This is a genomic window from Puribacter membranae (genome assembly GCF_055380425.1).
The window spans coordinates 1751242-1776154 of sequence record NZ_AP040167.1 but is presented as its reverse complement, the minus strand read 5'-3'; the positions used below and the strand labels follow the sequence as shown (position 1 = coordinate 1776154).

The following is a 24913-nucleotide window of genomic DNA, read 5'->3' as shown; positions in this document are numbered from 1 at the left end:
TGTTTCGTTCGTTGCACTCACCTGCTTGAGCGTTTTGATGTTCAAAGGAACAATATATGGACAAGGTCATCGTTGTTGGTGCGTCAGGTCATGCTAAATTGATTATCGACATACTCGAATTGAATGGGCAAACTCAAATCGTTGGCTTGGTTGATTCATTTCGCCCTATTGGTTATTCGATGATGAACTATACCGTTTTGGGTACGGAGGAGGATTTACCCTCGTTGGTGGAAAGCCATTGGATTGATGGGGTGGTGGTTGCTATTGGTGATAACTTTGTTCGTTTTCGCATGGTAAAGCGTATTCAAGCGTTGTGCCCAGAATTGACTTTTGTTTCGGTGGTTCATCCTCATGCTGTTATTGCTCGAAGTGTAGTGATTGGGGTGGGCTCGGTTGTTATGGCTGGTGCTTGTGTCAATGCGGGTGCGAAGATTGGACAACATTGCATTGTGAATACGAAGGCCAGTTTGGCACATGATGCGGTCTTGGAAGATTTTGCCAGTCTTGCTCCCGGTGTGACTACGGGAGGAAATTGTCGAATTGGTCAATTCACCGCGGTTGGTATCGGAGCTACGTTGATTCACGGGGTTTCAGTCGGAGCGCACTCTGTTATCGGTGCTGGCGCGTTGGTATTGCAGCCGGTACATTCACACACTGTGGCTTATGGTTCTCCTGCACGAGTAATTCGGCAGAGACAAGAGGGGGATGTTTATTTGTAGCATTCTGTTGGGGTTCAAGAGCGCGTAGCCTCGATGCCGTAGATCGCCATGAGCGCAGCGAATCGCGACGTATGGGTGTTCAATATAACACGGCTGAGGGGCAATTTAACCCGCCCAACTTTCTGGGTAAATCCCTTCTTGGACACATCGGTGAAAGGTTGAATACGGCCAATCTTTGACCTGTGCTACCCAACCGTGTTTGACCGGATTGTAATGAATGTAATCCATATGCGCGCGGTAATCGGCTTCGTCTCGGATTAAGTGCTCCCAAAAGCGTCTTTGCCAAATGCCACGTTCTTGATGTCGCACCCGAACGGTACTTCTCAATTCATTTGTCGCTATCCGGCGTGAAAAATTTGACTTAATCAATCGTACCCTTTGCGAGAAATCCGCATCACCTTCGGGCAAGCCCATGAGCATGTGCATGTGTTCGGGCAATACCACCCAAGCATGGATTTCAAAGGGGTAGCGTTTTCGAACTTCCATCACCACTTTTTTGAGTAAATCAATCTGATCAATCAATAGATGATTGTTCGTACGTTCCAACAGATTGAGGGTGGGAAAGTAAATGCCTCCGGCATGATAGGCGCGTCGGTAGTTAATCATTTTGTGTGGCGCTCATTGGATTTGATATTCCATACGTCGCGATTCGCTGCGCTCATGGCGACCTACGTTTTTCTTTGTTTTTACAACGCATGCACATACTGAATAAACCCTTCATTCACCGCGAGTTGGTCGTACAGCGACTGCGCAGTGACATTGGATTCATGCGTCAACCAATGCACTTTGGCGCAGCCTCGTGCTTTGGCCATAGCATAGACCGCTTCGATCAGGGCGCGGCCAACGCCTTGTCCACGTGATTCGGGGATGGTGTACAGATCATTCAGGTAGCAACGCGGTGCGACGGACCATGTGGATTCATGCATCACCGTCTGCACGATGCCGAGCATTTTGCCATTCGCGTCAAAGGCGGCGAGCGCGTCCAGCGGGCTGCTCGGATCGTGAAATCCCGCCCAGTTGTGTGCGGTGGTTTCAGCGCTGACTTCACTTTCGTAAAAGTCTAAATACCCGCGCCACAGTTCGAGCCATTGCGCGTGGTCTTCGGCGGTGTTTTCGAGTGGTCGAATGGTGAACATGTCAGTATCCTTTCGCAAAATCAACGATGTGGTGCAGCGTTTGCCCCGCAGTGTAGCGTTGGTAATTGTCCCAAAATACCTTGAAAATATCCTGCGGAAAACTCGGCGCGGAGGTGTGCGAGGTGAGTACGAGGTTGGGCGTGTCCCAAAACACGTGATCGTCTGGCAGCGGTTCGACGCGGTATACGTCGAGTATCGCATGGGCGATCACGCCGTCGCGCAGGGCTTGTGCGAGGTCGTTCTCGATGACCGCTTGCCCGCGACCAACGTTGATGAATACGGCGGTGGGCTTCATCTGGGCAAAAAATGCGGCGTTGATGAAGTCTTGGGTTTGCGCGGTATTGGGCAGAGTGTTGATCACGTAATCGGCTTGCGGCAGGAATTCGGGTAGCTGTGCGAATGTGCCGACCTGTTCAATGTCCGCGACCGCACGAGGCTGGCGGGCAATCCCCAACACGCGCATGCCCATTTGGCGCATGGTGTGCGCCACGCCTGCGCCGATACTGCCTACGCCGAGCAGCAGCAGGGTTTTGCTGCGCAGTGTGCCGACGGTTGAGCTGCGACCGTCGTTGAACCACCGGCGCTGTTGCTGTGCATGGTGATGTGCGATGACGTGGCGCTCGTAGGCGAGCGCGTGTGCGAGGATGAATTCGGCCATCAGCGGTGCGAATACGCCGCGAATATTGGTCAGCGTGTAATCACGTCGCGGCAAGGCGAGCAGCGGCTCTACGCCCGCCCAAGTGGATTGCAGCCAGCGCAGATGGGGCAACTGCGGTAAAACGGCGGCGGCCAGTGATGGCTCGGCCAATAGCCACTGTACGTCGTTTGTTTGTGTGATGTTCAGCGCCTCCAGCTCGGTGAGATTGTGCGCCGTATGTGCGGTGAAATCCGCTTGCTGTGCGCGCGCCAACTCGGCAAAGCGCGCGGCGTCTTTGGATAAAATCAGTCCAGTCATTTGACCTCCCTTTGTGGTTATAGTCGATGCAAACGATCTCCACGGATGAATCCCTGCAGCGTTTCATCCTCGGCAAAATCCAGTCCTTTGCTCCATGCCATAACTTTGAACAACTCGCCCATTTCCGCCTCGGACAGCAGGCGTTGTACGCGGTTGGCATGGACGCGCTGCTGCTCGGGTTCAATCTGTGCAAGTAAATTCAAAATACCGTTATTCAGTAAAAAATTCGCCTGAGAAGTGTAGCCGATGGCCTGCCAATCGGCATCCTCAGCAGGCAGCAGCGCAGAAAAATTCACATGCGCGGTGATGTCCTGCACCCCGGGATAATACAGCGCCTCGTCGTGCGCCACGTGCTGGATGTGGCACATCATGGTGCCGCGACTGCGCTCGGGGTGGTAGTACTCGTGTGCCGGAAAACCGTAGTCGATCATGATTATCACGCCGCGTTGCATACTGTGCGCCAGCGCGTGCATAAAGGCAATTTGCTGCTCGTGTGTCTCGGACAGATAGTGCGCTTGGCTGGTGCGTAACGCTTCGCGCCAGTCGGCGGGCATGGGTAATTCTTCGGCGCAGGGGCGGTCTTGCCATACCAGTTGATCGTGTTCAACCGATACGCCGCGCTCAAAGCTCAGGCTGTTATCCATACCGATCAGACGCACCGGCATGGCATCCAGTACTTCGTTACCAATCATCAGTCCGACAAATGCGTGCGGCAGTTCGCCGAGCCATTCGATCTGATGCGTGTGCTCAATGGTGCTCAATGCGTCGTGGATGGTCGCGCGCTGTTGCGCCTGCAAGGTCGCGGACAGTTCCATGATCTGGTAGCGCACGGCGATGCCGCGTTCGGCCAAATGGCGCAATATATCGGCGGCCAATCGCCCCGTGCCGGCGCCGAATTCGAGGATGCACGGCGGTTCATTTTCCAGCAGCTCAAATACTTCCAGCGCCTGCTCGGCCAGCGTTGCGCCGAACAGTGGCGTGAGCAAGGGTGCGGTGACGAAGTCACCCTGCTCCGCCCACATCGAAAACGGCGAAAGCTCGTTCGCGTAGTAGCCCAAACCAGGGGTGTACAAAGCGGCGTTCATGTATTGGTCAAAACCCATCCAGCCGCCCTGCGCTGCAATCTGCTGCTTGATCTGCTCGATCAATTGTGCCGAGCGCGCGGTTTGCGCTGAGGAGGGTGTGGGCAGTTGAGAAGGCTGTGTTTTCTGCGGGTTGATCATGGTGTTTTTCAAGTAAAATAGCGTCCATGACATTTTAACGCATTTGCCTGCGTCCACTCTTTTTTAAACGACTGATACTATGTCGCCACTTGATTGTGCATTTGCCTCCTCTTTACCCAAAACCGCGCTGGTGACCGGCGGGGCGCAGCGCATTGGGCGCGTGCTGTGTGTGGCCTTGGCGCGCGCGGGTTTTGACGTGGCGGTGCATTACCGTCATTCGCAGGCGCAGGCCGAGCAACTGGTGCAGGAGCTGCAATCGTTCGGCGTACGCGCGTGTGCGGTGCAGGCGGACTTGGACGATGCAACCAGCGCGGGGACGTTGCTCGCGCAGGCGTGTGCGCAATTGGGCGTGATCGGCGTGCTGGTGAACAATGCGTCGATGTTCGAGTACGATGCGCTGACGCAGCAGGCGCCGTTGTCAGTCGAATTGTTTGAGCAGCATTGGCGGGCGAACACCTTTGCGCCGATGCTGTTGACGCAGCAATTGGCGCAGCAATTGCCGCCTGAGCACACGGGCGTGGTGGTTAATTTGCTCGATCAGAAATTGTGCAATCCGAACCCCGATTTTTTGTCCTATACCTTGAGCAAAGCCGCGCTGGCGCAGGGCACCGTATTGGCCGCGCAGGCGCTCGCACCGCGCATTCGCGTGATGGGTATTGCCCCCGGCTTGAGCTTGCGCTCGGGCGAGCAGTCCGACGCGGATTTTGCGCAAAAGCACAACCAAACGATTTTGCAGCGCGGTTCGACGCCGGAGGATTTGGCGCACGCTCTGCTGTATATTTTATCCGCGCCGAGCATGACCGGTACGACCTTGATGGTCGATGGCGGTCAGCATTTGACCGCCTCGGCGCGCGATGTGATGTTTCTTCCTTGAAAGCCAACCATGTTGATTACCCATCCTTTGTCGCCCGAGCGCACCGCGCTGATCGAGTCGTGCCGCAGCATTTATGTGCGCAATTTGCGCTTGAACGTGAAAATCGGCGTGTACGACCATGAAAAATTCGGTGCACAGCCGATGGTGTTTAATGTGGTGGCGTATGTCAAACGCGAAAACGCCAGCCCGACGCACGATGGTTTGGATGAGGTGATTGACTATGATTACATCCGCAACTCGGTGATTGAGCAGACGCAGGGCGAGCATGTGCAGTTGCAAGAAACCCTGTGCGATCACATCGCACAACAGATTTTGCGCAAAAAAGCGATCGTGGCGGTGTACATTGCCAGCGCGAAAACCGATATTTACCGCGACTGCGACGCCATTGGCGTAGGGGCGTGGTATTTTTAATAGATCGAAAAAGTAAACCCCTATTTTTTTCGAAAATAGAAATTTTGCCAGGGAAATCCTGACAAAATTTAGTATAAAAACTTGAATATGAACGAACAGAAACAAAAATACGAAAACAACAAGCTCGAAAAACGCCTGACGCGGCTGGTCGGTCAGGCAATTGGCGACTTCAATATGATCGAGGATGGCGACAAAGTCATGGTCTGCCTGTCGGGTGGCAAAGACAGCTACGGCCTGCTCGATGTGCTGCTCAAACTGCGTGAACGTGCGCCGATTCATTTCGACGTGGTTGCGGTCAATTTGGATCAGAAGCAACCGGGCTTTCCGGCAGAGATTCTGCCCAATTATTTGGACAGCGTCGGCGTGCCGTACCACATCGAGACGCAAGACACCTACTCCATCGTTAAACGCGTGATCGAAGAAGGCAAAACCACCTGCGGGCTGTGCTCGCGCCTGCGTCGCGGGATTTTGTACCGTGTTGCGGATGAATTGGGCGCGACGAAAATCGCCCTCGGTCACCACCGTGATGATATCCTCGAAACCTTTTTGCTCAACCTGTTTTACGGCGCGAAAATCAAAGCCATGCCGCCCAAACTCGTGTCTGACGATGGCAAGCACGTCGTCATTCGCCCGCTGGCATACTGCGCCGAGGCGGATATGGCGCGTTACGCCGAGGTCAAGCAGTTTCCCATCATCCCGTGCAATTTGTGCGGCTCGCAGGAAAATCTGCAACGCCAAGCGATGAAAGCCATGATCGCCGAATGGAGCAAGAAAAAGGGTTGGGTCGAGAATATGGCGCGCGCCATGGGCACAGTCGTGCCGTCGCATTTGATGGACGCCGATTTGTTCGACTTCAAAAATCTAACGGTTCATACCGCCGTCGCCGAGGGTGACATTGCGTTTGACGAGGAACCGTGCGCTGTGACTGTAAGCGATAAGGCGAACGAGACGGGCTTTACCGAGCAAACCATTCAGTTGCTGCGTTGATTTCCTTGCAACTCTGCCGCGCTCAATTAATCGCGCAAGCGCCGCGTAGTCGGCTAAAATAGAGACAATACCCTGATTTTTAATTGACTGATAGGAACCACCATGTCCGCACTATTACCCAATATTGATCCCGAAGGCTTGCTCGAATACTCGGTGGTATTCACCGATCGCTCGCTCAATCACATGTCCGCGCAGTTTCAGCGCGTGATGAACGATGTCTCCGCAACTTTGAAAAAAGTCTATAACGCCAAAGCCGTTGCGCTCATCCCGGGTGGCGGTACGTATGCGATGGAAGCGGTCGCGCGCCAATTGGCTCAAAACGAACAATGCTTGGTAATTCGTAACGGCTTTTTCAGCTTTCGCTGGTCACAAATTATCGAAATGGGCGGTATCACGCCCAATGTGACCGTGTTGAAAGCGCGCCAAGCAAACGCAGGTTCGCAGCAACCATTCGCACCCGCACCGATTGACGAAGTCGTGGCCAAAATCGCCGAGATCAAGCCCGCCGTCGTATTCGCGCCGCACGTCGAAACCGCCTCCGGCATGATTTTGCCCGACAGCTACCTCAAAGCCGTGGCCGACGCGGTACACGCGGTCGGTGGCTTGTTTGTCCTTGACTGCATCGCCTCCGGCGCGATCTGGGTCGACATGCAGGCCACCGGTGTGGATGTGCTGATCAGCGCGCCACAAAAAGGCTGGAGCGGCTCACCGTGCTGCGGCATGGTCATGATGAACGACGCGGCGCTTGCCAAAGTCAATGCCACCACGAGCAACAGCTTTGCGGTTGATCTGAAAAAATGGCTGCAAATCATGCAAGCCTACGAAAACGGCGGTCATGCCTACCACGCCACTCTGCCGACCGACTCGATCAAATACTTCCGCGACATGATGCAATTGGCCGAGCAAGCTGGATTCGAATATCTGCGCGCACGCCAAATCGAATTAGGGCAAAAAGTACGCGCGCTGTTGGCGGATAAAGGCTTGATTAGCGTCGCCGCTGAAGGCTACCAAGCGCCCGGCGTAGCCGTGTACTACACCACCGACGATGCCATCCAAAACGGCAAAAAATTTGTTGAACAAGGCCTGCAAATCGCCGCCGGCGTGCCGTTGCAGTGCGACGAGCCAGCAGATTACAAAACCTTCCGCTTGGGGCTGTTCGGCATTGACAAACTGAACGATGTGGACGGTACGGTGGCGCGATTTGAAACTGCATTGACTGAAGTGTTGGCGAAAGGATAGCCAAAGAACGGTCAATGAACTCATTGGGCGGTTAAGACCAGCAAAAATACGTTTTCTAATGCGCCCAATGAGATCGTTGATGAAATATATGGATGAAGAACTTGTCCATGTTTAGCTTGTATAACGTACTGATATTGTTTGTTAACTTATTTAATTAATGAGCTAATTGCCAAGTCGGAATGTTATACGTCGTTATAAAATCATGTCATGTGTCATATTGACGCATAAGTATAGTTAAGTTTCAAGTATGTCGGATGCCATCTACTACCATTACACAAGTGTCGCTGGGGGACATGGGATCATCGGATCCCGTCGAGTTTGGCTAACGGACTACCGATTCTTAAACGACAAGCGTGAGTTAAAACAGGGTTACACCCATTTCATTGCGGCTCTTCCAGAAAATCTGCGTGCATCATTTGAGCGTGCATTTCTTTGGCACGATCAGTTCAATCATCATTGTGTTCTGAGCTTATCACACTCTCCCAAGATACTAAGTCAATGGCGGGCTTATGCGGATGATGCGACTGGTCTTGCTTTGGGGTTTAGCGAGAAATTTCTTAATTTCGCAAAAATTCAGTTAGTCCCGTGCCAGTACGAATCGCAGGAATCATATGCACTGACTTTGGTTGAGAAGCACCTCCAACTTGTTGAAGCAACCCACCAAGCAAGGCAAAAATATATTTACGAGAATGAATTCATGACATGGATTCACGATCAACGACAGGGTTTTTACTCGCTTGTCGAAGACTTGATCGCTTTGAAGAATCCTGCTTTCGTCGAGGAACAAGAAGTTCGAGCCATTCGCTGCGTTGAGTACAAGGAAATATTAACTCGGGTATCTGGCCAGACTATCGTCCCATATGTCGAAGCGAATTTTTGGGAGGACGATGAACCCATCTCCTCTATGGCTGTGGTGATACCTGAAATCTGGCTAGGGCCAAAGTGCAACGAACTCAACATGACCGGCGTTCGGGCTATCAATATTGGAATGTGCAGAATCAATCGCTATGATTGCGGCTACGTCTAAGAAACTTAACATGGCGCTCAACCCGCTGCGCGATAAAGCCGCGCAGCACCAGTTAGCGCTACGTTAAGTGCCAAAAAATAACTCGTACTATCGGAACCGACTTACCCAAGGAGATAAGAAACTGGTTTTCTATGCGCGAATGATGACATCAATGACTGGCGTACTGCTGTAATGCAACAAACCGGCGGATTACAAAACCTTTCGTTTGAGCTTATTGGGCATGGATTGAGGAGCTGTATCAATGAGCTGATTATCCGCCAATAAAGAAGCCCGCAGAGTTGCGGGTTTTTTGCGTCTTTATCTATTAAATCCAAACAAACTCAGCTAAGATTGATTAAGTTACATGATTTTAATCAAATAGGAGACCTCATGCGCGCCATCGATTTGCTCAATACCGAATACGATTTCGTCATCATCGGCAGTGGTTTTGGCGGATCGGTCAGCGCCTTGCGTCTGTCCGAAAAGGGCTACAAGGTGCTGGTGGTCGAAAAAGGGCGCTGGTATCGGCCGGAAGATTTTCCTAAGACCAATTGGCAGATGAATCGCTGGCTATGGGTGCCCGCGCTCAAATGGACGGGCATTATGCGTTTGAGTTTTTTCCGTCATCTGAATATTTTGTCCGGTTCGGGCGTGGGCGGTGGTTCGCTGGTGTACGCCTGCACGTTGCCGATTCCCAAACCAGCGTTTTTTAAAACCGGCAGTTGGGCGGGATTGAATGACTGGGAAAACGTGCTGCCGCCGTTTTATGATACGGCGTATCGCATGCTCGGCGCGGAGGTGAATCCGAAGCTATGCGCGGGCGACGAAATGCTTCAGCGCGTCGCGCAAAAAATCAACCGCGAAGACGAATTTCACGCGACCAAGGTGTCGATTTTCTTCGCGCGCGAAGGGCAAAAACCTGGGCAAACCGTACCCGATCCGTATTTCGGCGGTGAAGGCCCCGATCGCGCGCCTTGTCTGCATTGCGGCGCGTGCATGACCGGCTGTCGGCACAATGCGAAAAACTCATTGGACAAAAATTATTTGTATTTGGCGCAAAAGCGTGGCGCGACGATTTTGGCGGAAACCTTGGTGCATGACGTGAAACCGATGGGAGAACACGGTGCGGAGGGTTACGAAATCCACGTGCGTGATTCGCGTGAATGGAGCTTGCCACGCGCGCTGTTTCGCCCCAAAACTCAGATCATCAAAACGCGTGGCGTGGTGTTTTCGGCGGGGGCTTTGGGCACCAGCAAGTTACTGCTCACTTTGAAGCATAAGCAGTCCATGCCTGCGTTGTCCGATCGCGTGGGTAAGGATGTTCGCAGCAACAACGAATGCCTGATTACGATTGCGACCGAAAAAACCGATACCGATTTCAGTCAAGGTATCGCGATTGGTTCGGTGCTGCACACCGACGAGCATAGTCATTTGGAGCCGGTGCGCTACGGTGCCGGTTCGGGCGCGTGGCGGGTGGCGCATGCGCCAATGGCCTATGGTGCGAACGTTTGGACGCGTTTGGGAAAAATGGTGCAGCAGTGGTTGAAACATCCGACAAAATATCTGCAAATCGCCTTTGCCAAAGACTGGGCAAAGCAAAGCCAAGTGATGCTGTTCATGCAGCATCTGGATTCGACCTTGCAGTTTAAACTCAATCGTTTTGGTTTTTTGAAAACGGAATTGGATGTGGGCGAGCGGCCGCAGGCTTATATTCCCCGCGCCGAAGAGTTGGCCAAGCTATACGCAGAGCAAATGGATGGCAAGGCCTACACGCTGTTCACCGAGCAATTATTCGATACCGCTTCGACCGCGCATGTGCTCGGCGGTGCGGTGATGGGCGCGGATGCGTCGCAGGGCGTGATTGATGCGCAGGGGCGGGTGTTTGGTTATGCAAACGCGTATGTGTGCGACGGCTCGATAATCTCGGCCAATCCAGGCGTAAATCCGTCGCTGTCGATTACCGCAATCAGCGAGTATGTGATGGCGCAAGTGCCGCCGAAAAATGAACTCAATGTTCGCTGATCGCGTCGCGAACCAACAATTGTTCAATCACTTTTTGCGGAGCGACGCCGTCTAAAATCGCACACACGCCTTGCGTGATCGGTGCGCGGACGTTGTGCTCATGCGCCAATGCGAGCATGGCGTGCGCACACAGTGCGCCTTCGGCCACGTGTCCGAGTTGCGCGGTGATGTCGTCCAAGGCTTTACCTGTGGCCAGTTGCAGGCCGACGGTTCGGTTGCGTGATAGATCGCCGGTGGCCGTTAAAATCAAATCACCCACGCCGGTCAGACCGGAAATCGTGTCGGGATTGGCGCCAAGGGCGTTGGCAAAGCGGCGCATTTCGGCGATGCCGCGTGTGAGCAGTGCCGCGCGTGCATTCATGCCCAGTTTCAGGCCGTCGCTGATGCCGGCGGCGATGGCGAGAACGTTTTTATGCGCGCCGCCCAACTCTACGCCAATGACGTCGGTGCTGTGGTAGATGCGCAGATAGGGATTGGAGAGTTGTTGCACGAAGCGCAAATCGAGCGCGTCAAAGTGCGAGGCCAGAACTAAGGCGCAAGGCATTTTTTGCGCGACTTCTTGTGCGAAGGAGGGGCCGGACAGTACACCAAAGGGTGTGTTGCGAGCCAATTCAGCACGCACGATTTGATGCGGAAACAGGTGGGTGTCACGCTCCACGCCTTTGCACAGCCAGATCACAGCGGCAGGCATGCCGTTGGTCTGTTGATTGTGTGCGGCGATTTTGCGGCAAATATCGCGCAGACCGGCAATCGGGGTGGCGAGAATGAGCAAATCGTCGGGCGCGTGGTGCGCCGATAAAACGGCGTCCAAATCGTCGTTGTAGCGCAACGACGCATCCAGTGTGATATCCGGTAAATAGCGCTGATTGATGCGATGGTGCTGCAGTTGAGCGATCACATCGGCTTCACGTCCCCAGAGTGTGACGTGGTGTTGTTTCGTAGCGGCGAATGAGGAAGCAATCGCGCTTCCCCATGCGCCGGCGCCGAGTACGGCAATGTTCATGCGAACGATGAATTATTGCTTGGTCGCGGCTTCTTGCTCACGTTTGCTGTGGTAGATTTGTTCGAAATTGATTTCGTTCAAGTACAGCGGTGGCAAGGTCGCGCGGGTCAACAGGTCGGTCACGTTGGCACGCAGGTATGGGAACAGCATAGACGGGCAGACGATGTTCAAAATCGAGTCGAGCTGCTCGCCTTCGATGCCGGTGATTTCAAATACGCCGGATTGTTTGGCTTCCACCAAGAAGAAGGTCTTGTCGTTTGAGGTCGCGCTCAGGGTTGCGGTCACATCCACTTCGTGTGCGTCGCTGTCCAATGCGCGGGTTTCAATGCTGATTTCGATGTTGACTTTTGGCGCTTCGTTTTCGAGGAAGACCGCAGGTGCATTGGGAATTTCCAGTGAGGCGTCTTTGAGGTAGACGCGACGCAGATCGAATGTGGGTTGTTGTGCTTGCTCAGTCATTTTTTGCCTTTTTTGGTTGGTTAAGGATGTGTGATGAAAATCAGGCGGATGCTGGGTTCAGCAGCGGCAGCAGTTTGCCTTCGCGATCCAGCGCGGACAGATCGTCAAATCCGCCGACGTGCGTCTCGCCAATGTAAATTTGTGGCACGGTACGGCGACCGGTGCGCGCCATCATGGCGTCGCGGATGCTCGGATCACGATCAATCAGGATTTTTTCAATTTCGGTGACGCCGCGTTGTTTGAGCAGCATTTCTGCGCGCATGCAGTACGGGCACACGGTGGAAGAGTACATGAGGACGTGTTGCATGGTTTAGCCTTTCACCAGAGGGAGTTGCGCTTCTTGCCACGAGCGAACACCACCATCTAAAACCGCTACGTCGGTGTAGCCTTGTTTGTCCAGCATATTAGCGGCGCGGCGTGCGCGCATGCCGCTCTCGCATACGATTAGCACGGGTTTGTCTTGCTTGAGCTTGGCCAACGGCAATTGCTCGATGAAATTGGAGAGCGGAATGGATTTGGATTGACGAATGTGGCCACGCGCGAATTCTTCGGGCGTACGCACATCGATTACCTGCGCTTTTTTGTTGATCAGTTGTGTGGCTTCGGTGGTATTGACATGCTTGGCTTTACCCTTGAGCAGAGCCGGTTGCAACAGCATGAGGCCAGAGATGATGGCGATGGCCAAAAGCGCCAGATTGGTTGGTTGTAAAATAAAGTCCACAATTTTATCCTGTCGTTTGATGCGGGGTTGCGGTAAAATACGGCTGTTTTAATGATGCTTCGGCATTATCCGTGTGGTTGGCATTATAAAGTAGAATGCCCTTGGCCGTCACCCACCTTGCAGAGAGAGTGTTTGTGCGCCGACCGGGATACCATTTTTGTCTCACGTTAGAAAAGAGGGGTAGCTATGTATCAACTGGTATTATTTCGTCATGGTGAAAGCCAATGGAATCTGGAAAACCGTTTCACCGGTTGGGTGGACGTGGATTTGACTGAGAATGGTAAAGCCGAAGCGGTACGCGCGGGTAAATTGCTCAAAGAAGCAGGTTTTAAATTTGATGTGGCCTACACATCGGTATTGAAACGCGCGATTCATACGCTGTGGGGCGTGTTGGATGAAATGGATCAAGCGTATATTCAAGTGCGCCCGGATTGGCATTTGAACGAGCGTCACTACGGTGCGCTGCAAGGCCTGAATAAAGCCGAAACCGCCGCACAATACGGCGATGAGCAAGTGTTGATTTGGCGCCGAGCTTACGCGATCGCGCCGAATCCGCTGCCGGAAGACAGCCCGATGAATCCGGCGAACGATCCGCGCTATGCAAACGTGCCGAAAGAAAAATTGCCACTGACCGAATGTCTGAAAGACACCGTCGCGCGCGTTGTACCATTCTGGGAATCGACCATCGTTCCGACCATTAAATCAGGTCAAAAAGTGGTAATCGCGGCGCATGGCAACAGCTTGCGGGCCTTGATCAAACATTTGGATGGCATCAGCGACGACGACATCGTCAATCTGAACATCCCGACCGCTCAACCGCTGGTCTACGAATTGGACGAAAACTTCAAACCGATTCGCAGCTACTATTTGGGCGACGCCGACGCCATTGCCGCAGCGATGCAAGCGGTGGCCAACCAAGGCAAAGCCAAGTAAACCTGAGCAACAAAAACCAGCGCGCCCATCAAGGTTTGCCGCTTTTTGTGTACAATAACGCGTCTGCAGAGAATGTACACAAATCTGGTTTACACTCTGCGAACAAGTCATTGTGAAAACAATGACTTGTTTACGTTTCACAAAATGCGTTTAAAACGTTGCATACACACTTGATTAACGGACATGGATGCGTGCGCGCAAAAAGGATGTCACATGTCGATTACGGAAATGGTTGATTCAATGAAAAAAGCAGGCTTGGTTTTGAGTGGCGCGGTTGCTGGGGTATTGCTCAGTGTGGGCTTGACCGCCTATGCGGACAAACAGCAAGGCGTGGGCGCATTGCCGATCGAGGACATCCAGAAATTCTCGCAGGTGATGGCGCTCATCAAAGACAACTACGTCGATGAAGTGTCGGATAAGAAATTGATTGAAAACGCCATCTCCGGCATGGTCAAAGAATTGGATCCGCACTCCTCATACTTTGATGAAAAAGACTTCAAAGAGCTGAAAGAAGGCATTTCCGGTAAATTCTCCGGCGTCGGCATGGAGGTTCAGCCGGGCAAAGGCGGCAGCGTCATGGTCGTGGCACCGATTGAAGACAGTCCGGCGTTCAAAGCAGGCATCCTTTCGGGCGATTTGATCGTTTCGATTGACGGCAAACCCGTGAGCGAAATGCGCGGATTGACCGAAGCGGTCTCACGTCTGCGCGGTCAAGAAGGCACGGAAGTACGCATCGCCATCATGCGCACCGGTGAGAGCAAACCGATTTTGAAAACCCTCACCCGCGCAGTGATCAAAACCCAATCGGTCAAAGCCAAAATGGTTGAGCCGGGCTACGCATGGATTCGCATCACGCAGTTCCAAGAGCCGACATTCAAAGATTTCGTCAGCAAACTCAAAGAAATGAACAGCCAAGGTCAACTCAAAGGCCTCGTGCTCGATTTGCGCAATGACCCGGGCGGCTCGCTCGAAACTGCGATTGGCGTGACCTCGGCCTTCATCCCGCGCGACAAAGTGGTGGTATCCTCGCGCGGCCTGAACTCGCCGAACCGCGAATACAAATCTGTGCCGTCGGACTACTCGCATGCAGTCGGTGATTTCCTCGCCGAATTGCCGGAAGTTTACAAAAACGTACCGATGGTCGTTTTGGTCAACGGTGGTTCCGCTTCGGCATCTGAGATTGTCGCGGGTGCATTGCAAGACTACAAACGCGCCACCATCATGGGCAGCCAAACCTTTGGCAAAGGCTCGGTGCAGCAAGTGATGCCGCTCGATCGTCAAGGAAAAACCGGTGTGAAACTCACCGTTGCGCGTTACTACACGCCGAATGGCACCTCCTTGCAAGCGCGTGGTGTGATTCCGGATATTTTCGTCGATGATTTTGCCGATGCGCGTACGGTTCACTATTCGCGCGAGTCGGATTTACCGAACCATTTGTCCAACGACAGCGGTGTCGCCACCGACAAGAAGCGCGATTTGTGGGACGAATGGGCCAAGGAAGAAGACGAGCCGAAAAAAGATCCGAATGAGCCGCCATTCCGCTACGGCAGTGAAAATGACTTCCCGCTGAATCAAGCGATCAAACACTTGAAAGGCGAAGCGGTGCAGGTCTCGAAAAAATTACAGGCGACTGTGAGTAAGGATGCTGCTAACAAACCATAAGCTGGTTTGATGAAGCCGAAAAACGGAGCGCGATGTCGCTCCGTTTTTTTACAAGTGTTGCAGCGGCTAAACAAGCGAGTCACAGTCTCGTATGAAAGGCAATGGATGGGTTGGTTTATTGACCGCATCCATTAAATGAAACGAAGGACAAATAAAAACGGAGCGAATCATCACTGCGTTTCAGACTGCTGACAAACTCTCTGTCTTGCAATTTGTTGCAAAATCTAAGGAAAATGCCGTCATGCCCGCGCAAGTGGGTATCCAGAAATTCTAATAAAAACCTTTAATTAGAGTCACTATCTGGATTCCCGATAAAATCATGCGGGAAAACGAGCGTAGCGAAGTTTCGATAAAACGAGCGTAGCGAAGTTTCGCGGAACGCAATGACGGAGCTTTGTTTAGGTGTATGTGCCACTTTGTCAATAGCCTCACGGAGCGAATTATCGCTCCGTTTGGTTTTCAACATTCAATTACATCGCGCTGTACGAAATGCGACGGTTTTTGAATTTACCTTCTTCGGTTTTGTTGTCGCCCACCGGTTCCGTGTCGCCTTTACCGCTGGCGGCGAACATGGCGGCTGGCAAGCCTTGACCCACGAACAAGGCTTTCAGTGCGTTGGCGCGCGCTTCGGACAATTTTTGGTTGGCCGCAGGGTTACCGACGTTGTCGGTGTGACCGACCACAACCAATTTCACATTGTCTTTGGCACACAGTTTCAACGCCGGAACGGCTTTTTTTAACTCAGCTACGTCACCGATTGGCAAAGCGGCCGAGCCTGAGGCGAAATTGACCACATACAGGCTCAAGGCGTTGGCCAAAGCAGGCGCATCGCACTTACCGGAACCTTCCAGCGCCTTGAGTGCGGCGTCATATTTGCCTTGCGCGGCGGCAATGGCGGCCTTGGCATCAAATGGTACGGCAGGAGCGGCTGGTGGCGCAGGAGGCGCTGCTGGCGTTGCACCCGCAGTCGGTGCCGGTGGCGGAGGAGGTGGTGCATCGTGTGGCTTCGGTGCGCCGCATGAGCGCAATGCCCACAGAGCGACTGCGCCCAATAGGAGCAATGGAATCAGCCATTTCAGAATGCCGCCGGATTTTTTGCCGGTGTCCAGAGCGGTACTGCCCACAGCGGTTGCAGCGGTAGTAGCCGCTGTGGCGGCGCTGCCTGCGGCGCCGAGAGCGCTGCCGAATTTGGAGGCGATGCCGCCAAAGAAACTGCCGAGCGAACCCCAGCCGAGCCATTGAGCCACTTGCGCAGGCAATGCTTTTTCAAGATATGGAATTTGGTTGGCGAGCAGGGCGCTCAGGCCGGATGCATTCAGGTTGCTACCCAGTACTTGGTTTTTGAGCAGGCCGAACAATGCCGGTGCGGCCAATGCGGTCAGACCTTTGATGCCAGTGGAGGATTCGGCAGAAACGCCGGCGATGCTGGCGATTTGTTCGCCCAAGCCACTGGCTTTGTCACCAAACAGGAAACCGAGCAATTTACCGCCTTGCGTGCCCAATGTCTGCACGCCGGATTCGCTGCCGAGCAGGCTGGATAAGTTGTTCACGATATTGCTGTCGACGCTGTCGTCTTTGATGGCGTTGAGCAAGCTGTCCGCGCCTTGCGGTGTGGATGATTTATTCAATACGCCGGACAATAAAGTCGGCAATACTGCGCCCAGTGCTTTGGAGGCGATGCCTTCATCCAAGCCGAATAAAGAACCGGCTTTGGAGATCAAGATGGGGGTCAGTGATGATTTGGCTAAGTCCAATAAGTTTACAGACATGATTTACCCTTTCAGGAACATACGGATAACAAAAACGATCGAACGATCAATATTTCATGCGAATTATGGGCACGAATGAGCCCATAATACACAGAAACTCCAATCAGTTTGCAAGGTGAGCCCATTTTTTTGAGCGGGTTCAAAAGGACTCAACGGCGGCGTCAAATATCCTGATGTTTGTAGTGGCGAATGACATCCAGAAAATTGTGCAATACCGGATTGTCGTCACCGCGACGGTAGAGGCAGGCCAGCTCAACCGTGGGTTGCGGTTCAATATCGATTTTGCGGTACAACACATTGGGCAAACTCAAACGGCTGGCCGATTCGGGCGTGATGCACGCGCCAAAGCCTGAGGACACCAGCGCCAGCGCGGTGACGACGTCGGGCGCCTCTTGCGTGTATTGCACATCGACGTGGTTGTCGCGCAAAAAGGCAATCACAGTGTCGGCAAAACTCGGGCGCGTGGCGTTCGGGTAGAGGATGATCGGCTTGCCTTGCAGATGTTGGCAGTGAATGCGCTCGTACTGCGCCAGTTCGCTGTTGGCGTGAATGGCGACGATCAGTGGCTCGAAGTAGACGGTTTCGACCATGATGTCTTGTTCCACCGGCAGACGGCGGTTGAAACCGATGGTGATTTGATTGGTGCGCAGCGCGTGAATTTGTTCGGCCTTGCTCATCTGGTACAGGCCGATGTTGACCTCGGGATAGCGCGTGCGAAAGGTCAGCAGCAGTTGCGGGATGTCGTTAAAAATCGCCGAGCCGAAAATACCGATGTTGAGCAAACCGACTTTGCCGTCATTGACCAAGCGCGTGCGGTTTTCGGATTCGTGTACCAGCACCATGATTTTCTGCGCTTCTTCGAGGAAAGATTTGCCGGCAACGGTCAGCGTGACGCTTTTGTTATTGCGCAGGAAGAGTTGCACGCCCAAGTGTTCTTCCAATTGCTGAATCTGCCGCGTCAACGGCGGCTGGGTGATGAACAGCCGTTCGGCGGCGCGCGAAAAATTCAGCTCTTGCGCCAGCACCAGAAAATACTTGATTTGCCTGAGTTCCAACATGGCTTTGTCTCCTTGATTGCGATGAGTCCATTGTGCGGCGGCTGGCTTGCATCTACCTGAATCGGTCGGATGAGTTTTCTTATAAATACCTAATCGGTATTGTACTATCCAAAAAATGAATTTTACAGGTATTGTTGAATGGCGTATCTTCCAAGAACATCAATACCGATAAATACAATTCAATGGGTTGGGTATAACCCGAAATGGAGACAAGCCATGAACCATCCAAATACGTTTGATCCGAATCGAAAATGGGTGCGCGTTGCTGATATTCGCGCCAATGGTTTAATCAGTTTTGAGTTCTCCGTGGGTGAGCCTGAAATCTTTGTTGAGTTGATTTTGCCCGCGTTGGCATTCATCGAATTTTGCGCACGCAACCAAGTGGTATTTTTACCGAGCGAGGATGGCGTAGCGAATAAGCCGGTTGTGCATCAGCCTGAGGGCGAATTGCACTGGCGTTTGCGGGATGTCCAACAAACTGTCAAAGCATCTTTGGAGGAGAACAAAAATGCAGATTGATTTAAGAACCGTTCAGATCAAGCCTTTGCGCCAAACCTACGACCACATTGCGCGGCGTTTTGGGGACAAGCCCGCCAGCCGTTATCAAGAGGCGTCCTATGACGTGCAGGCGGTCACCAATTTCCACTATCGTCCGTATTGGGATCCTGAGCACGAGGTGTTTGACGCTTCGCGCACCAAGATCAAGATGAAGGATTGGTACAGTTTCCGCGACCCGCGCCAGTTCTACTACGGCAGCTACGTAATCGCCCGCGCGAAAATGCAGGAAACCGCCGAGGCTGATTTCGAGTTCGTAGAGACACGCAATTTGGTGGAACGCTGGTCGGATGCGGACAAAGCGAATGTACTCGCGGTCATGGTGCCGTTACGTCATGTCGCGTGGGGCAGCAATATGAACAACGCAGCGATGTGCGCCTACGGTTACGGCACGATCATCACCCAGCCGTGCTTGTTTTTGGGCATGGATCAATTGGCGATTGCGCAATACATCACGCGCATGGGCTTGTTGGTGGCTGGTCCCGAAGCGATTGAGCAGGGCAAACAGGCATGGCTGAACGATGCGGCATGGCAAGGTTTGCGCAAATACGTTGAGGATAGCTTCGTGGTGCAAGACTGGTTCGAGCTGTTCGTCGCGCAAAACTTGGTGCTCGATGGCCTGCTGTTCCCACTGATTTATGGCGTGTACGAGCATCACATGAGCGAAAAACTGGGTACAGGCCTGTCGCTGATGGTGCGTTTCCAAAACGACTGGTATGCCGAAACCGTGAAATTCGTTGATGCGCAAATCAAAATCGCAGCGGCTGAATCCGCCGAAAATGCAGAAACGCTCAAAGCGTGGGTGCAACACTACGCCGACAGCGCAGCGCAAGCCCTGTTGCCATTGGCGCAATTGGCGCTCGGCGATGCGGGTGCGCAGGCAGTGGCGGATGGCCGCGCACAATTGAGCGCGCGTTTACAAAAATTAGGCGTGTGATTCGGTCACGCTGTTACAGGAGACAGATATGTCCAAAGTATTTTTAGCTTTGCAAAAAACCAATGAGACGCACGGTTTGGTCGAAGCGATTTTGGCGGACAACCCGCACGCCGAATACGAAGATCATCCCGGCATGATAAAAATCAATGCCGAAAAAAGCATGGTCGTCAAACGCGAAACGGTAGAAGAGCAACTCGGTCGCAAGTTCGATTTACAAGAGTTGCACGTGTACCTGATTACCCTGACCGGTCATATTGACGAGACCGATGACGAGCTCACCTTGAGCTGGAACGACTGATTTAAGGAGTGGGAAATGGATGCAAAAACATCAAGCAAATTGGGTTTGAAAGAACGCTATATCTACATGACGCGCGGCTTGGCGTGGGACACCACCTATCAATCGAAAGAAGCCGTCTATCCGTACGCCGAACTCGAAGGCATCAAAATTCATGACTGGGACAAATGGGAAGACCCGTTCCGTCTGACCATGGATGCGTATTGGAAATATCAGGCGGAAAAAGAGCGCAAACTGTACGCCATCATGGACGCCTTTAGCCAAAGCAACGGTCATTTGACTGTATCGGATGCGCGCTACATCAACACGCTCAAACTGTTTTTGAATGGCGTATCACCGCTCGAATACATGGCGCACCGTGGCTTTGCGCATGCCGCGCGTAGCTTGCCCGGCGCAGGCCCGCGCGTAGCCTGCATGATGCAGGCGCTTGACGAAATCCGTCACTCGACCACGCAGATTCACGCGATGAGCAACTACAACAAATACTACAACGGCATGCACGACTGGAATCACATGCACGACCGCGTGTGGTATTTATCCGTGCCGAAATCCTTCTTTGAAGACGCCGTGTCCGCAGGGCCATTCGAGTTCCTCGTGGCCATTGGCTTCTCGTTTGAATACGTGTTGACCAACTTGCTGTTCGTGCCGTTTGTCTCCGGTGCGGCGTACAACGGCGATATGGCGACCATGACCTTTGGTTTCTCGGCGCAGTCAGACGAAGCGCGTCACATGACGCTCGGTTTGGAATTGATCAAATTCATTTTGGAACAAGACCCGGACAACGTGCCGATCGTACAAAAATGGATCGACAAATGGAACTGGCGTGGCTACCGCATGTTGACCCTCGTGGCGATGATGATGGACTACATGCTGCCGAAGCGCGTGATGAGCTGGAAAGAGGCGTGGGAAGTGTACTACGAAGAAAACGGCGGTGCGCTGTTCAAAGACCTTGCGCGCTACGGCATCCGTCCGCCGCAATGGATTGACCAGATCGAGAAGGAAAAAGATCATCTGTCGCATCAAGCATGGGCGGTGTTCTACAACTACTCCGCCGCTTCGAACTTCCACGCGTGGGCGCCGAGCAAAGAAGATATGGACTGGTTGGCCTCGAAATATCCGGATACTTTCGATCAATATTACCGTCCGCGTTATGAATTCTGGGCGGAAGAAGAAGCCAAAGGCAATCGTTTCTACAACAAAACTTTGCCGATGCTGTGCCAAACCTGCCAAATTCCGATGTTCTTCACCGAGCCGGGTGACCCGACCAAGATCGCCTACCGCGAATCGGACTACAAAGGCGACAAATACCATTTCTGTTCCGACGGTTGTAAGCATATTTTTGACAACGAGCCGGAAAAATACATCCAGTCGTGGCTGCCGGTGCATCAAATTTATCAAGGCAATTGCTTTAACGAAGGCACCGATCCGACCGCCGAAGGTTTTGATCCATTGATGGCCGTACTGGCGTATTACAACATCAACGTGGGTCGCGATAACTTCGACTACAAAGGCTCGGAAGACGAGAAGAACTTCAATATGTGGCGCAACGCAGCCACCAGCAACAGCTAATGGGGGTGAGAGATGAACACGAAAAAACCGTATGAATTCGCTGCGAAAGATTCGTTAGACAAATTCCCTGCGCCGTTGTTGTATATCGGCTGGGAAGATCACTTGATGTTCTGTGCGCCGTTTTGCGTACCGCTGCCGCCGGATTTACCGTTCGGCGTGATGTGCGAGGGTCCGTTCAAAGACTTTTTCGGATATCACCCGGATTTTGCCCAAGTGGACTGGAGCAAAGCCGAGTGGTTCAAATCTGGGCAGCCATGGCAGCCGGATTACAGCAAAACCTTGGCGGAAAACGGCTTGAAACACAAAGACGTGATTCGCTTTCGTACGCCTGGTTTGACCGGCATCAAGGGGTCGTATAGCTAAACGATCAACGAGCAACCACACCATTTCATTCATTGTTAACCACGTTGTACGAGAGAACACCATGAGTTACAGCTTAACCATTGAGCCCTTGGGCCGCACGATTGAGGTCAACGACGGACAAACCATCTTGGATGCGGCCTTGCGCGAAGGTATTTATCTACCGCACGCCTGCTGTCACGGCCTGTGCGCAACTTGCAAGGTGCAAATCACCGATGGCGAAGTCGATCACGGTCAGGCCTCGAATTTCGCGCTGATGGATTATGAGCGTGAGGAGCAAAAGTGTCTGGCTTGCTGCGCCACGCTCCAGTCTGACGTGGTGATCGAGGCGGATATCGACGAAGAACCCGATGCGCTCAATCTGCCGATTGATGACTTTGACGGCGTGGTTGAACGCATTGAAAACCTCACACCGACGATTAAGGGCGTTTGGATACGTTTGGACAAGCCGATGCAATTCCAAGCGGGTCAATACGTCAATCTGACGGTGGGCGAGCTGGATGCGCGCGCGTTCTCTCTGGCCAATTCGCCATCCTCAGGTGATCTGATTGAGTTGAACATCAAACAGGTTCCCGGCGGGCAAATCACCGGCTATGTGCACAACGATTTGAAAGTGGGCGAACATGTGAGAGTGGTCGGCCCCTACGGACGCTTTTTCACGCGCAAATCGGCGTAAGTACCTTTGATTTTCATGGCGGGTGGCTCCGGCCTGTCCAGCCCGAAATCCATGATTGCCGATTTGCTCGAAGAGGGTTGTTGTTTGCCAATAACCTTGGTGTACGGCGCGCGCACACGCGATGAGCTGTATGACCATGATCTGTTTGTGCAGTGGGCGCAGCAACACCCGAACTTCACCTATGTACCAGCACTCTCGGCGGTGGATGAGGCGGATGCGTGGGATGGCTTTCGCGGGTTTGTACACGACGCGGCCAAAGCGAAATTTAACAATGATTTTCGTGGGCACAAAGCCTACCTGTGTGGCCCGCCGCTGATGATCGAATCGTGTATCAGCACGCTGATGCAGGGGCGACTGTACGAGCGCGACATCTACACGGAAAAATTCATTTCCGCGGCTGATGCGCAGCAGGTGCGCAGTCCCTTGTTCAAACATCTGTGAGGTCGAACGATGGTGTGGGATTTTCGCCCTAAGGTCACGATTCACCTGCAACAAACCGGTGAATCCTATCCATGCGCCATGACGGAAACCTTATTGGCTGGCATGGTGCGACTGGGGCGGCGCGGCATACCGGTTGGCTGTGACAACGGCGGCTGTGGCGTCTGCAAAGTGCGGGTGCTGTCGGGTGAAGTGGAACACATCGGGCCGGTCAGTCGCGCTCATGTGAGCGAGCAGGAGCAAGCGATGGGCTGCACGTTGGCCTGTCGCGCAACCCCCAAAACCGATTTGGAATTGGTGGTGATGGGCAGTTTTGAAAAACCGTTTTTTAAAGGTTTTGCTACCAAGCAAAATCAATTATCTAAATAAGGAGACGAAAATGGGCGTTTTACGAATTGGTCATGTGAGCATCAAAGTCATGGATATGGATGCAGCGGTTCAGCACTATGAAAAAGTGTTGGGGTTAAAAACCACACACAAAGATGCCGACGGCAATGTGTATCTGAAATGCTGGGACGAGTGGGACAAATACTCGCTGATCCTCACGCCGAGCGATCAGGCGGGCTTTAACCACGTCGCTTTTAAGGTTGAAAAAGACAGCGAGCTGGATGCATTCCAACAGCGCGTGGAAGCAGCGGGTGTGAAAACACAAATGTTAAACGAAGGTACATTGCCATTCACCGGCCGCATGTTGCAATTCCAATTGCCGAGCGGTCATGATTTTCGCCTGTATGCACAAAAAGAATTTGTCGGCACCGATGTGGGCAGCACCAATCCTGATCCGTGGCCGGACGATATTCGCGGCGCGGGCGTGCATTGGCTCGATCACTGCTTGCTGATGTGTGAATTCAATCCGGCTGAAGGCGTGAATAAAGTCGCCGAAACCACCGAATTCATGAAAAACTGTTTGGATTTTTATTTGGTCGAGCAAATCGTTGTGGGACCGGAAGGCGCATTCCAATTGGCGACTTGGATGACTCGCACCAACACGCCGCATGACATCGCTTTTGTCGGCGGGCCGAAAATGGGCATCCACCACATTTCCTTTTTTCTCGATTCGTGGAACGACGTGCTCAAAGCAGCGGACGTCATGGCGAAAAATAAGGTCAAAATCGACGTCGCACCGACCCGTCACGGCATCACGCGCGGCGAAACGATTTACTTCTTTGACCCATCGGGCAACCGCAATGAAACCTTCGCCGGTTTGGGCTACTTGGCGCAACCGGATCGTCCGGTGACCACTTGGACCGAAGACGAGTTGGCTTCGGGGATTTTCTACCACACCGGCGTATTGGTGCCATCGTTCACTGAGGTGTATACCTGATTCCGGCGAAAATTGAGACGGAACTTGAGGCGAAATTTTAGGTGAAAGCAAGGAGTGCTTATGCAGGTCAAAAAACCAGTCGCACAACAGCTCGCATGCATCACACCCGAAGCGGTTCAGGCCGCTTTGGATGCGGCACTGAAAAAGGCGCAGGATTTGGACGTGGCGGTGAATATCGCGCTGGTGGACAACGCCGGACATCTGGCTGGTTTCATCCGCCAAGTGGGGGCATTTTTACACTCGATCGACATTGCGATTGACAAAGCCTACACCGCCGTGAGCTTTGGTCTGCCGACCGTGCAGTGGCACGAAGCCTTGCAAAGCGACTCAGTGGCGGTGCGCGAAGGCATCGTACGGCGCGCGCGTTTTGTGGGATTTGGTGGCGGTTTGCCGATTGTGCTGGATGGGCAACGCATTGGCGGCATTGGCGTGTCGGGTGCTTCCGAGGCGCAGGACGGCATGATTGCGCAGGCGGGGTTGGACGCGATCGTGGCGTTGTCTGCTTCGTAGCAGCTCATCTATGTGCGGGTGACGTCTTGAACATGGGCGTAGGGTGGTTTAACGACAGGTTTTATTGTTTAT

Annotated in this window: 27 protein-coding genes and 1 pseudogene; 18 read left to right on the top strand and 10 right to left on the bottom strand. The window is 53.0% G+C overall.

Going from position 1 to position 24913, the window contains the following annotated elements; all coding sequences use genetic code 11:
* Positions 1 to 56: 56 nt before the first annotated feature.
* Positions 57 to 719 (top strand): acetyltransferase, encoded by a 663-nt coding sequence (locus tag ACZ41M_RS08610; protein WP_464731559.1) that lies wholly within the window; start codon positions 57 to 59, stop codon positions 717 to 719.
* 105 nt (positions 720 to 824) lie between these two features.
* On the opposite strand, the gene ACZ41M_RS08605 is transcribed toward ACZ41M_RS08610, so the two are convergent.
* The 4 genes from ACZ41M_RS08605 to ACZ41M_RS08590 form a co-directional block, all read right to left on the bottom strand.
* Positions 825 to 1325: an REP-associated tyrosine transposase gene (locus ACZ41M_RS08605; protein ID WP_464731560.1), complete on the bottom strand. Its 501-nt coding sequence runs from the start codon at positions 1323 to 1325 to the stop codon at positions 825 to 827.
* Positions 1326 to 1405: 80 nt separating this feature from the next.
* A complete protein-coding gene (locus ACZ41M_RS08600; RefSeq protein WP_464731561.1) occupies positions 1406 to 1855 on the bottom strand; it encodes an N-acetyltransferase family protein in 450 nt (149 codons plus the stop codon).
* A gap of 1 nt (position 1856) precedes the next feature.
* Complete coding sequence (locus ACZ41M_RS08595) at positions 1857 to 2810, bottom strand: D-2-hydroxyacid dehydrogenase (protein WP_464731562.1); 954 nt, start codon at positions 2808 to 2810, stop codon at positions 1857 to 1859.
* A 17-nt stretch (positions 2811 to 2827) separates the two neighbouring features.
* The gene (locus tag ACZ41M_RS08590) at positions 2828 to 4066 is read right to left on the bottom strand and encodes a class I SAM-dependent methyltransferase (RefSeq protein WP_464737491.1); all 1239 of its coding nucleotides are present in this window, start codon (positions 4064 to 4066) and stop codon (positions 2828 to 2830) included.
* Positions 4067 to 4112: 46 nt separating this feature from the next.
* Here ACZ41M_RS08590 and ACZ41M_RS08585 point away from each other — a divergent pair, with 46 nt between their 5' ends.
* The 6 genes from ACZ41M_RS08585 (at position 4113) to ACZ41M_RS08560 (ending at position 10572) form a co-directional block, all read left to right on the top strand.
* Positions 4113 to 4907, top strand: a complete 795-nt coding sequence (locus ACZ41M_RS08585; protein ID WP_464731564.1) for an SDR family oxidoreductase — start codon at positions 4113 to 4115, stop codon at positions 4905 to 4907.
* Between the two features lie 9 nt (positions 4908 to 4916).
* Positions 4917 to 5318, top strand: coding sequence for a dihydroneopterin aldolase (locus ACZ41M_RS08580; protein ID WP_464731565.1), 402 nt, complete (start codon positions 4917 to 4919; stop codon positions 5316 to 5318).
* Positions 5319 to 5405: 87 nt separating this feature from the next.
* Positions 5406 to 6305 (top strand): tRNA 2-thiocytidine(32) synthetase TtcA, encoded by a 900-nt coding sequence (ttcA, locus tag ACZ41M_RS08575; RefSeq protein ID WP_464731566.1) that lies wholly within the window; start codon positions 5406 to 5408, stop codon positions 6303 to 6305.
* Between the two features lie 102 nt (positions 6306 to 6407).
* Positions 6408 to 7544: an aminotransferase class V-fold PLP-dependent enzyme gene (locus tag ACZ41M_RS08570; RefSeq protein WP_464731567.1), complete on the top strand. Its 1137-nt coding sequence runs from the start codon at positions 6408 to 6410 to the stop codon at positions 7542 to 7544.
* 247 nt (positions 7545 to 7791) lie between these two features.
* Positions 7792 to 8571 (top strand): DUF2971 domain-containing protein, encoded by a 780-nt coding sequence (locus ACZ41M_RS08565; protein WP_464731568.1) that lies wholly within the window; start codon positions 7792 to 7794, stop codon positions 8569 to 8571.
* 369 nt (positions 8572 to 8940) lie between these two features.
* The gene (locus tag ACZ41M_RS08560) at positions 8941 to 10572 is read left to right on the top strand and encodes a GMC oxidoreductase (protein ID WP_464731569.1); all 1632 of its coding nucleotides are present in this window, start codon (positions 8941 to 8943) and stop codon (positions 10570 to 10572) included.
* Here the strand turns inward: ACZ41M_RS08560 and ACZ41M_RS08555 are convergent.
* From ACZ41M_RS08555 to ACZ41M_RS08540, 4 genes are read right to left on the bottom strand one after another with little or no spacing between them, the layout of a single operon-like run.
* Entirely contained in the window at positions 10559 to 11575 is a 1017-nt protein-coding gene (locus tag ACZ41M_RS08555; protein WP_464731570.1) for an NAD(P)H-dependent glycerol-3-phosphate dehydrogenase, read from the bottom strand. The two genes, ACZ41M_RS08560 and ACZ41M_RS08555, sit on opposite strands and share 14 nt — an antisense overlap.
* Positions 11576 to 11587: 12 nt before the next feature.
* Positions 11588 to 12034 (bottom strand): protein-export chaperone SecB, encoded by a 447-nt coding sequence (gene secB, locus ACZ41M_RS08550; protein ID WP_464731571.1) that lies wholly within the window; start codon positions 12032 to 12034, stop codon positions 11588 to 11590.
* A gap of 40 nt (positions 12035 to 12074) precedes the next feature.
* Positions 12075 to 12341 carry a glutaredoxin 3 gene (grxC, locus tag ACZ41M_RS08545; RefSeq protein WP_464731572.1) on the bottom strand — a complete coding sequence of 89 codons (267 nt, stop codon included), beginning with the start codon at positions 12339 to 12341 and terminating at the stop codon, positions 12075 to 12077.
* 3 nt (positions 12342 to 12344) lie between these two features.
* Entirely contained in the window at positions 12345 to 12755 is a 411-nt protein-coding gene (locus tag ACZ41M_RS08540; protein WP_464731573.1) for a rhodanese-like domain-containing protein, read from the bottom strand.
* 186 nt (positions 12756 to 12941) lie between these two features.
* Between ACZ41M_RS08540 and gpmA the strand changes: the two genes are divergently transcribed.
* Both gpmA and ACZ41M_RS08530 read left to right on the top strand, forming a co-directional pair.
* On the top strand, positions 12942 to 13688 hold the full coding sequence (gpmA, locus tag ACZ41M_RS08535) for a 2,3-diphosphoglycerate-dependent phosphoglycerate mutase (protein ID WP_464731574.1): 747 nt from the start codon (positions 12942 to 12944) through the stop codon (positions 13686 to 13688).
* Between the two features lie 213 nt (positions 13689 to 13901).
* On the top strand, positions 13902 to 15350 hold the full coding sequence (locus ACZ41M_RS08530; protein ID WP_464731575.1) for a S41 family peptidase: 1449 nt from the start codon (positions 13902 to 13904) through the stop codon (positions 15348 to 15350).
* Positions 15351 to 15820: 470 nt separating this feature from the next.
* On the opposite strand, the gene ACZ41M_RS08525 is transcribed toward ACZ41M_RS08530, so the two are convergent.
* Together ACZ41M_RS08525 and ACZ41M_RS08520 are read right to left on the bottom strand one after the other, a co-directional pair.
* A complete protein-coding gene (locus ACZ41M_RS08525) occupies positions 15821 to 17119 on the bottom strand; it encodes a DUF937 domain-containing protein (protein WP_464731576.1) in 1299 nt (432 codons plus the stop codon).
* Positions 17120 to 17280: 161 nt separating this feature from the next.
* Positions 17281 to 18177, bottom strand: a complete 897-nt coding sequence (locus ACZ41M_RS08520) for a LysR family transcriptional regulator (protein ID WP_464731577.1) — start codon at positions 18175 to 18177, stop codon at positions 17281 to 17283.
* A 216-nt stretch (positions 18178 to 18393) separates the two neighbouring features.
* Between ACZ41M_RS08520 and ACZ41M_RS08515 the strand changes: the two genes are divergently transcribed.
* The 9 genes and pseudogenes from ACZ41M_RS08515 (at position 18394) to ACZ41M_RS08475 (ending at position 24841) form a co-directional block, all read left to right on the top strand.
* Entirely contained in the window at positions 18394 to 18696 is a 303-nt protein-coding gene (locus ACZ41M_RS08515) for a phenol hydroxylase subunit (RefSeq protein WP_464731578.1), read from the top strand.
* Positions 18686 to 19669: a ferritin family protein gene (locus tag ACZ41M_RS08510; protein WP_464731579.1), complete on the top strand. Its 984-nt coding sequence runs from the start codon at positions 18686 to 18688 to the stop codon at positions 19667 to 19669. Before ACZ41M_RS08515 ends, ACZ41M_RS08510 begins: the two co-directional genes overlap by 11 nt.
* Before the next feature lie 28 nt (positions 19670 to 19697).
* Positions 19698 to 19967, top strand: coding sequence for an MmoB/DmpM family protein (locus ACZ41M_RS08505; protein WP_464731580.1), 270 nt, complete (start codon positions 19698 to 19700; stop codon positions 19965 to 19967).
* Between the two features lie 15 nt (positions 19968 to 19982).
* Entirely contained in the window at positions 19983 to 21533 is a 1551-nt protein-coding gene (locus ACZ41M_RS08500) for an aromatic/alkene/methane monooxygenase hydroxylase/oxygenase subunit alpha (RefSeq protein WP_464731581.1), read from the top strand.
* Between the two features lie 12 nt (positions 21534 to 21545).
* A complete protein-coding gene (locus ACZ41M_RS08495) occupies positions 21546 to 21896 on the top strand; it encodes a phenol hydroxylase subunit P4 (RefSeq protein WP_464731582.1) in 351 nt (116 codons plus the stop codon).
* Positions 21897 to 21957: 61 nt separating this feature from the next.
* Positions 21958 to 23010: pseudogene (locus ACZ41M_RS08490) on the top strand (2Fe-2S iron-sulfur cluster-binding protein).
* A gap of 9 nt (positions 23011 to 23019) precedes the next feature.
* The gene (locus ACZ41M_RS08485) at positions 23020 to 23376 is read left to right on the top strand and encodes a 2Fe-2S iron-sulfur cluster-binding protein (protein WP_464731583.1); all 357 of its coding nucleotides are present in this window, start codon (positions 23020 to 23022) and stop codon (positions 23374 to 23376) included.
* Positions 23377 to 23386: 10 nt separating this feature from the next.
* The gene (locus ACZ41M_RS08480; RefSeq protein ID WP_464731584.1) at positions 23387 to 24331 is read left to right on the top strand and encodes a catechol 2,3-dioxygenase; all 945 of its coding nucleotides are present in this window, start codon (positions 23387 to 23389) and stop codon (positions 24329 to 24331) included.
* Positions 24332 to 24391: 60 nt separating this feature from the next.
* Positions 24392 to 24841, top strand: a complete 450-nt coding sequence (locus ACZ41M_RS08475; RefSeq protein WP_464731585.1) for a GlcG/HbpS family heme-binding protein — start codon at positions 24392 to 24394, stop codon at positions 24839 to 24841.
* Positions 24842 to 24913: the final 72 nt, after the last annotated feature.

Excerpts from the sequence above, each read along its gene's own strand:
- ACZ41M_RS08610 (WP_464731559.1), top strand. The coding sequence starts at position 57 with ATGGACAAGGTCATCGTTGTTGGTGCGTCAGGTCATGCTAAATTGATT.
- ACZ41M_RS08605 (WP_464731560.1), bottom strand. The coding sequence starts at position 1,325 with ATGATTAACTACCGACGCGCCTATCATGCCGGAGGCATTTACTTTCCC.
- ACZ41M_RS08600 (WP_464731561.1), bottom strand. The coding sequence starts at position 1,855 with ATGTTCACCATTCGACCACTCGAAAACACCGCCGAAGACCACGCGCAA.
- ACZ41M_RS08595 (WP_464731562.1), bottom strand. The coding sequence starts at position 2,810 with ATGACTGGACTGATTTTATCCAAAGACGCCGCGCGCTTTGCCGAGTTG.
- ACZ41M_RS08590 (WP_464737491.1), bottom strand. The coding sequence starts at position 4,066 with ATGTCATGGACGCTATTTTACTTGAAAAACACCATGATCAACCCGCAG.
- ACZ41M_RS08585 (WP_464731564.1), top strand. The coding sequence starts at position 4,113 with ATGTCGCCACTTGATTGTGCATTTGCCTCCTCTTTACCCAAAACCGCG.
- ACZ41M_RS08580 (WP_464731565.1), top strand. The coding sequence starts at position 4,917 with ATGTTGATTACCCATCCTTTGTCGCCCGAGCGCACCGCGCTGATCGAG.
- ttcA (WP_464731566.1), top strand. The coding sequence starts at position 5,406 with ATGAACGAACAGAAACAAAAATACGAAAACAACAAGCTCGAAAAACGC.
- ACZ41M_RS08570 (WP_464731567.1), top strand. The coding sequence starts at position 6,408 with ATGTCCGCACTATTACCCAATATTGATCCCGAAGGCTTGCTCGAATAC.
- ACZ41M_RS08565 (WP_464731568.1), top strand. The coding sequence starts at position 7,792 with ATGTCGGATGCCATCTACTACCATTACACAAGTGTCGCTGGGGGACAT.
- ACZ41M_RS08560 (WP_464731569.1), top strand. The coding sequence starts at position 8,941 with ATGCGCGCCATCGATTTGCTCAATACCGAATACGATTTCGTCATCATC.
- ACZ41M_RS08555 (WP_464731570.1), bottom strand. The coding sequence starts at position 11,575 with ATGAACATTGCCGTACTCGGCGCCGGCGCATGGGGAAGCGCGATTGCT.
- secB (WP_464731571.1), bottom strand. The coding sequence starts at position 12,034 with ATGACTGAGCAAGCACAACAACCCACATTCGATCTGCGTCGCGTCTAC.
- grxC (WP_464731572.1), bottom strand. The coding sequence starts at position 12,341 with ATGCAACACGTCCTCATGTACTCTTCCACCGTGTGCCCGTACTGCATG.
- gpmA (WP_464731574.1), top strand. The coding sequence starts at position 12,942 with ATGTATCAACTGGTATTATTTCGTCATGGTGAAAGCCAATGGAATCTG.
- ACZ41M_RS08530 (WP_464731575.1), top strand. The coding sequence starts at position 13,902 with ATGTCGATTACGGAAATGGTTGATTCAATGAAAAAAGCAGGCTTGGTT.
- ACZ41M_RS08525 (WP_464731576.1), bottom strand. The coding sequence starts at position 17,119 with ATGTCTGTAAACTTATTGGACTTAGCCAAATCATCACTGACCCCCATC.
- ACZ41M_RS08520 (WP_464731577.1), bottom strand. The coding sequence starts at position 18,177 with ATGTTGGAACTCAGGCAAATCAAGTATTTTCTGGTGCTGGCGCAAGAG.
- ACZ41M_RS08515 (WP_464731578.1), top strand. The coding sequence starts at position 18,394 with ATGAACCATCCAAATACGTTTGATCCGAATCGAAAATGGGTGCGCGTT.
- ACZ41M_RS08510 (WP_464731579.1), top strand. The coding sequence starts at position 18,686 with ATGCAGATTGATTTAAGAACCGTTCAGATCAAGCCTTTGCGCCAAACC.
- ACZ41M_RS08505 (WP_464731580.1), top strand. The coding sequence starts at position 19,698 with ATGTCCAAAGTATTTTTAGCTTTGCAAAAAACCAATGAGACGCACGGT.
- ACZ41M_RS08500 (WP_464731581.1), top strand. The coding sequence starts at position 19,983 with ATGGATGCAAAAACATCAAGCAAATTGGGTTTGAAAGAACGCTATATC.
- ACZ41M_RS08495 (WP_464731582.1), top strand. The coding sequence starts at position 21,546 with ATGAACACGAAAAAACCGTATGAATTCGCTGCGAAAGATTCGTTAGAC.
- ACZ41M_RS08485 (WP_464731583.1), top strand. The coding sequence starts at position 23,020 with ATGGTGTGGGATTTTCGCCCTAAGGTCACGATTCACCTGCAACAAACC.
- ACZ41M_RS08480 (WP_464731584.1), top strand. The coding sequence starts at position 23,387 with ATGGGCGTTTTACGAATTGGTCATGTGAGCATCAAAGTCATGGATATG.
- ACZ41M_RS08475 (WP_464731585.1), top strand. The coding sequence starts at position 24,392 with ATGCAGGTCAAAAAACCAGTCGCACAACAGCTCGCATGCATCACACCC.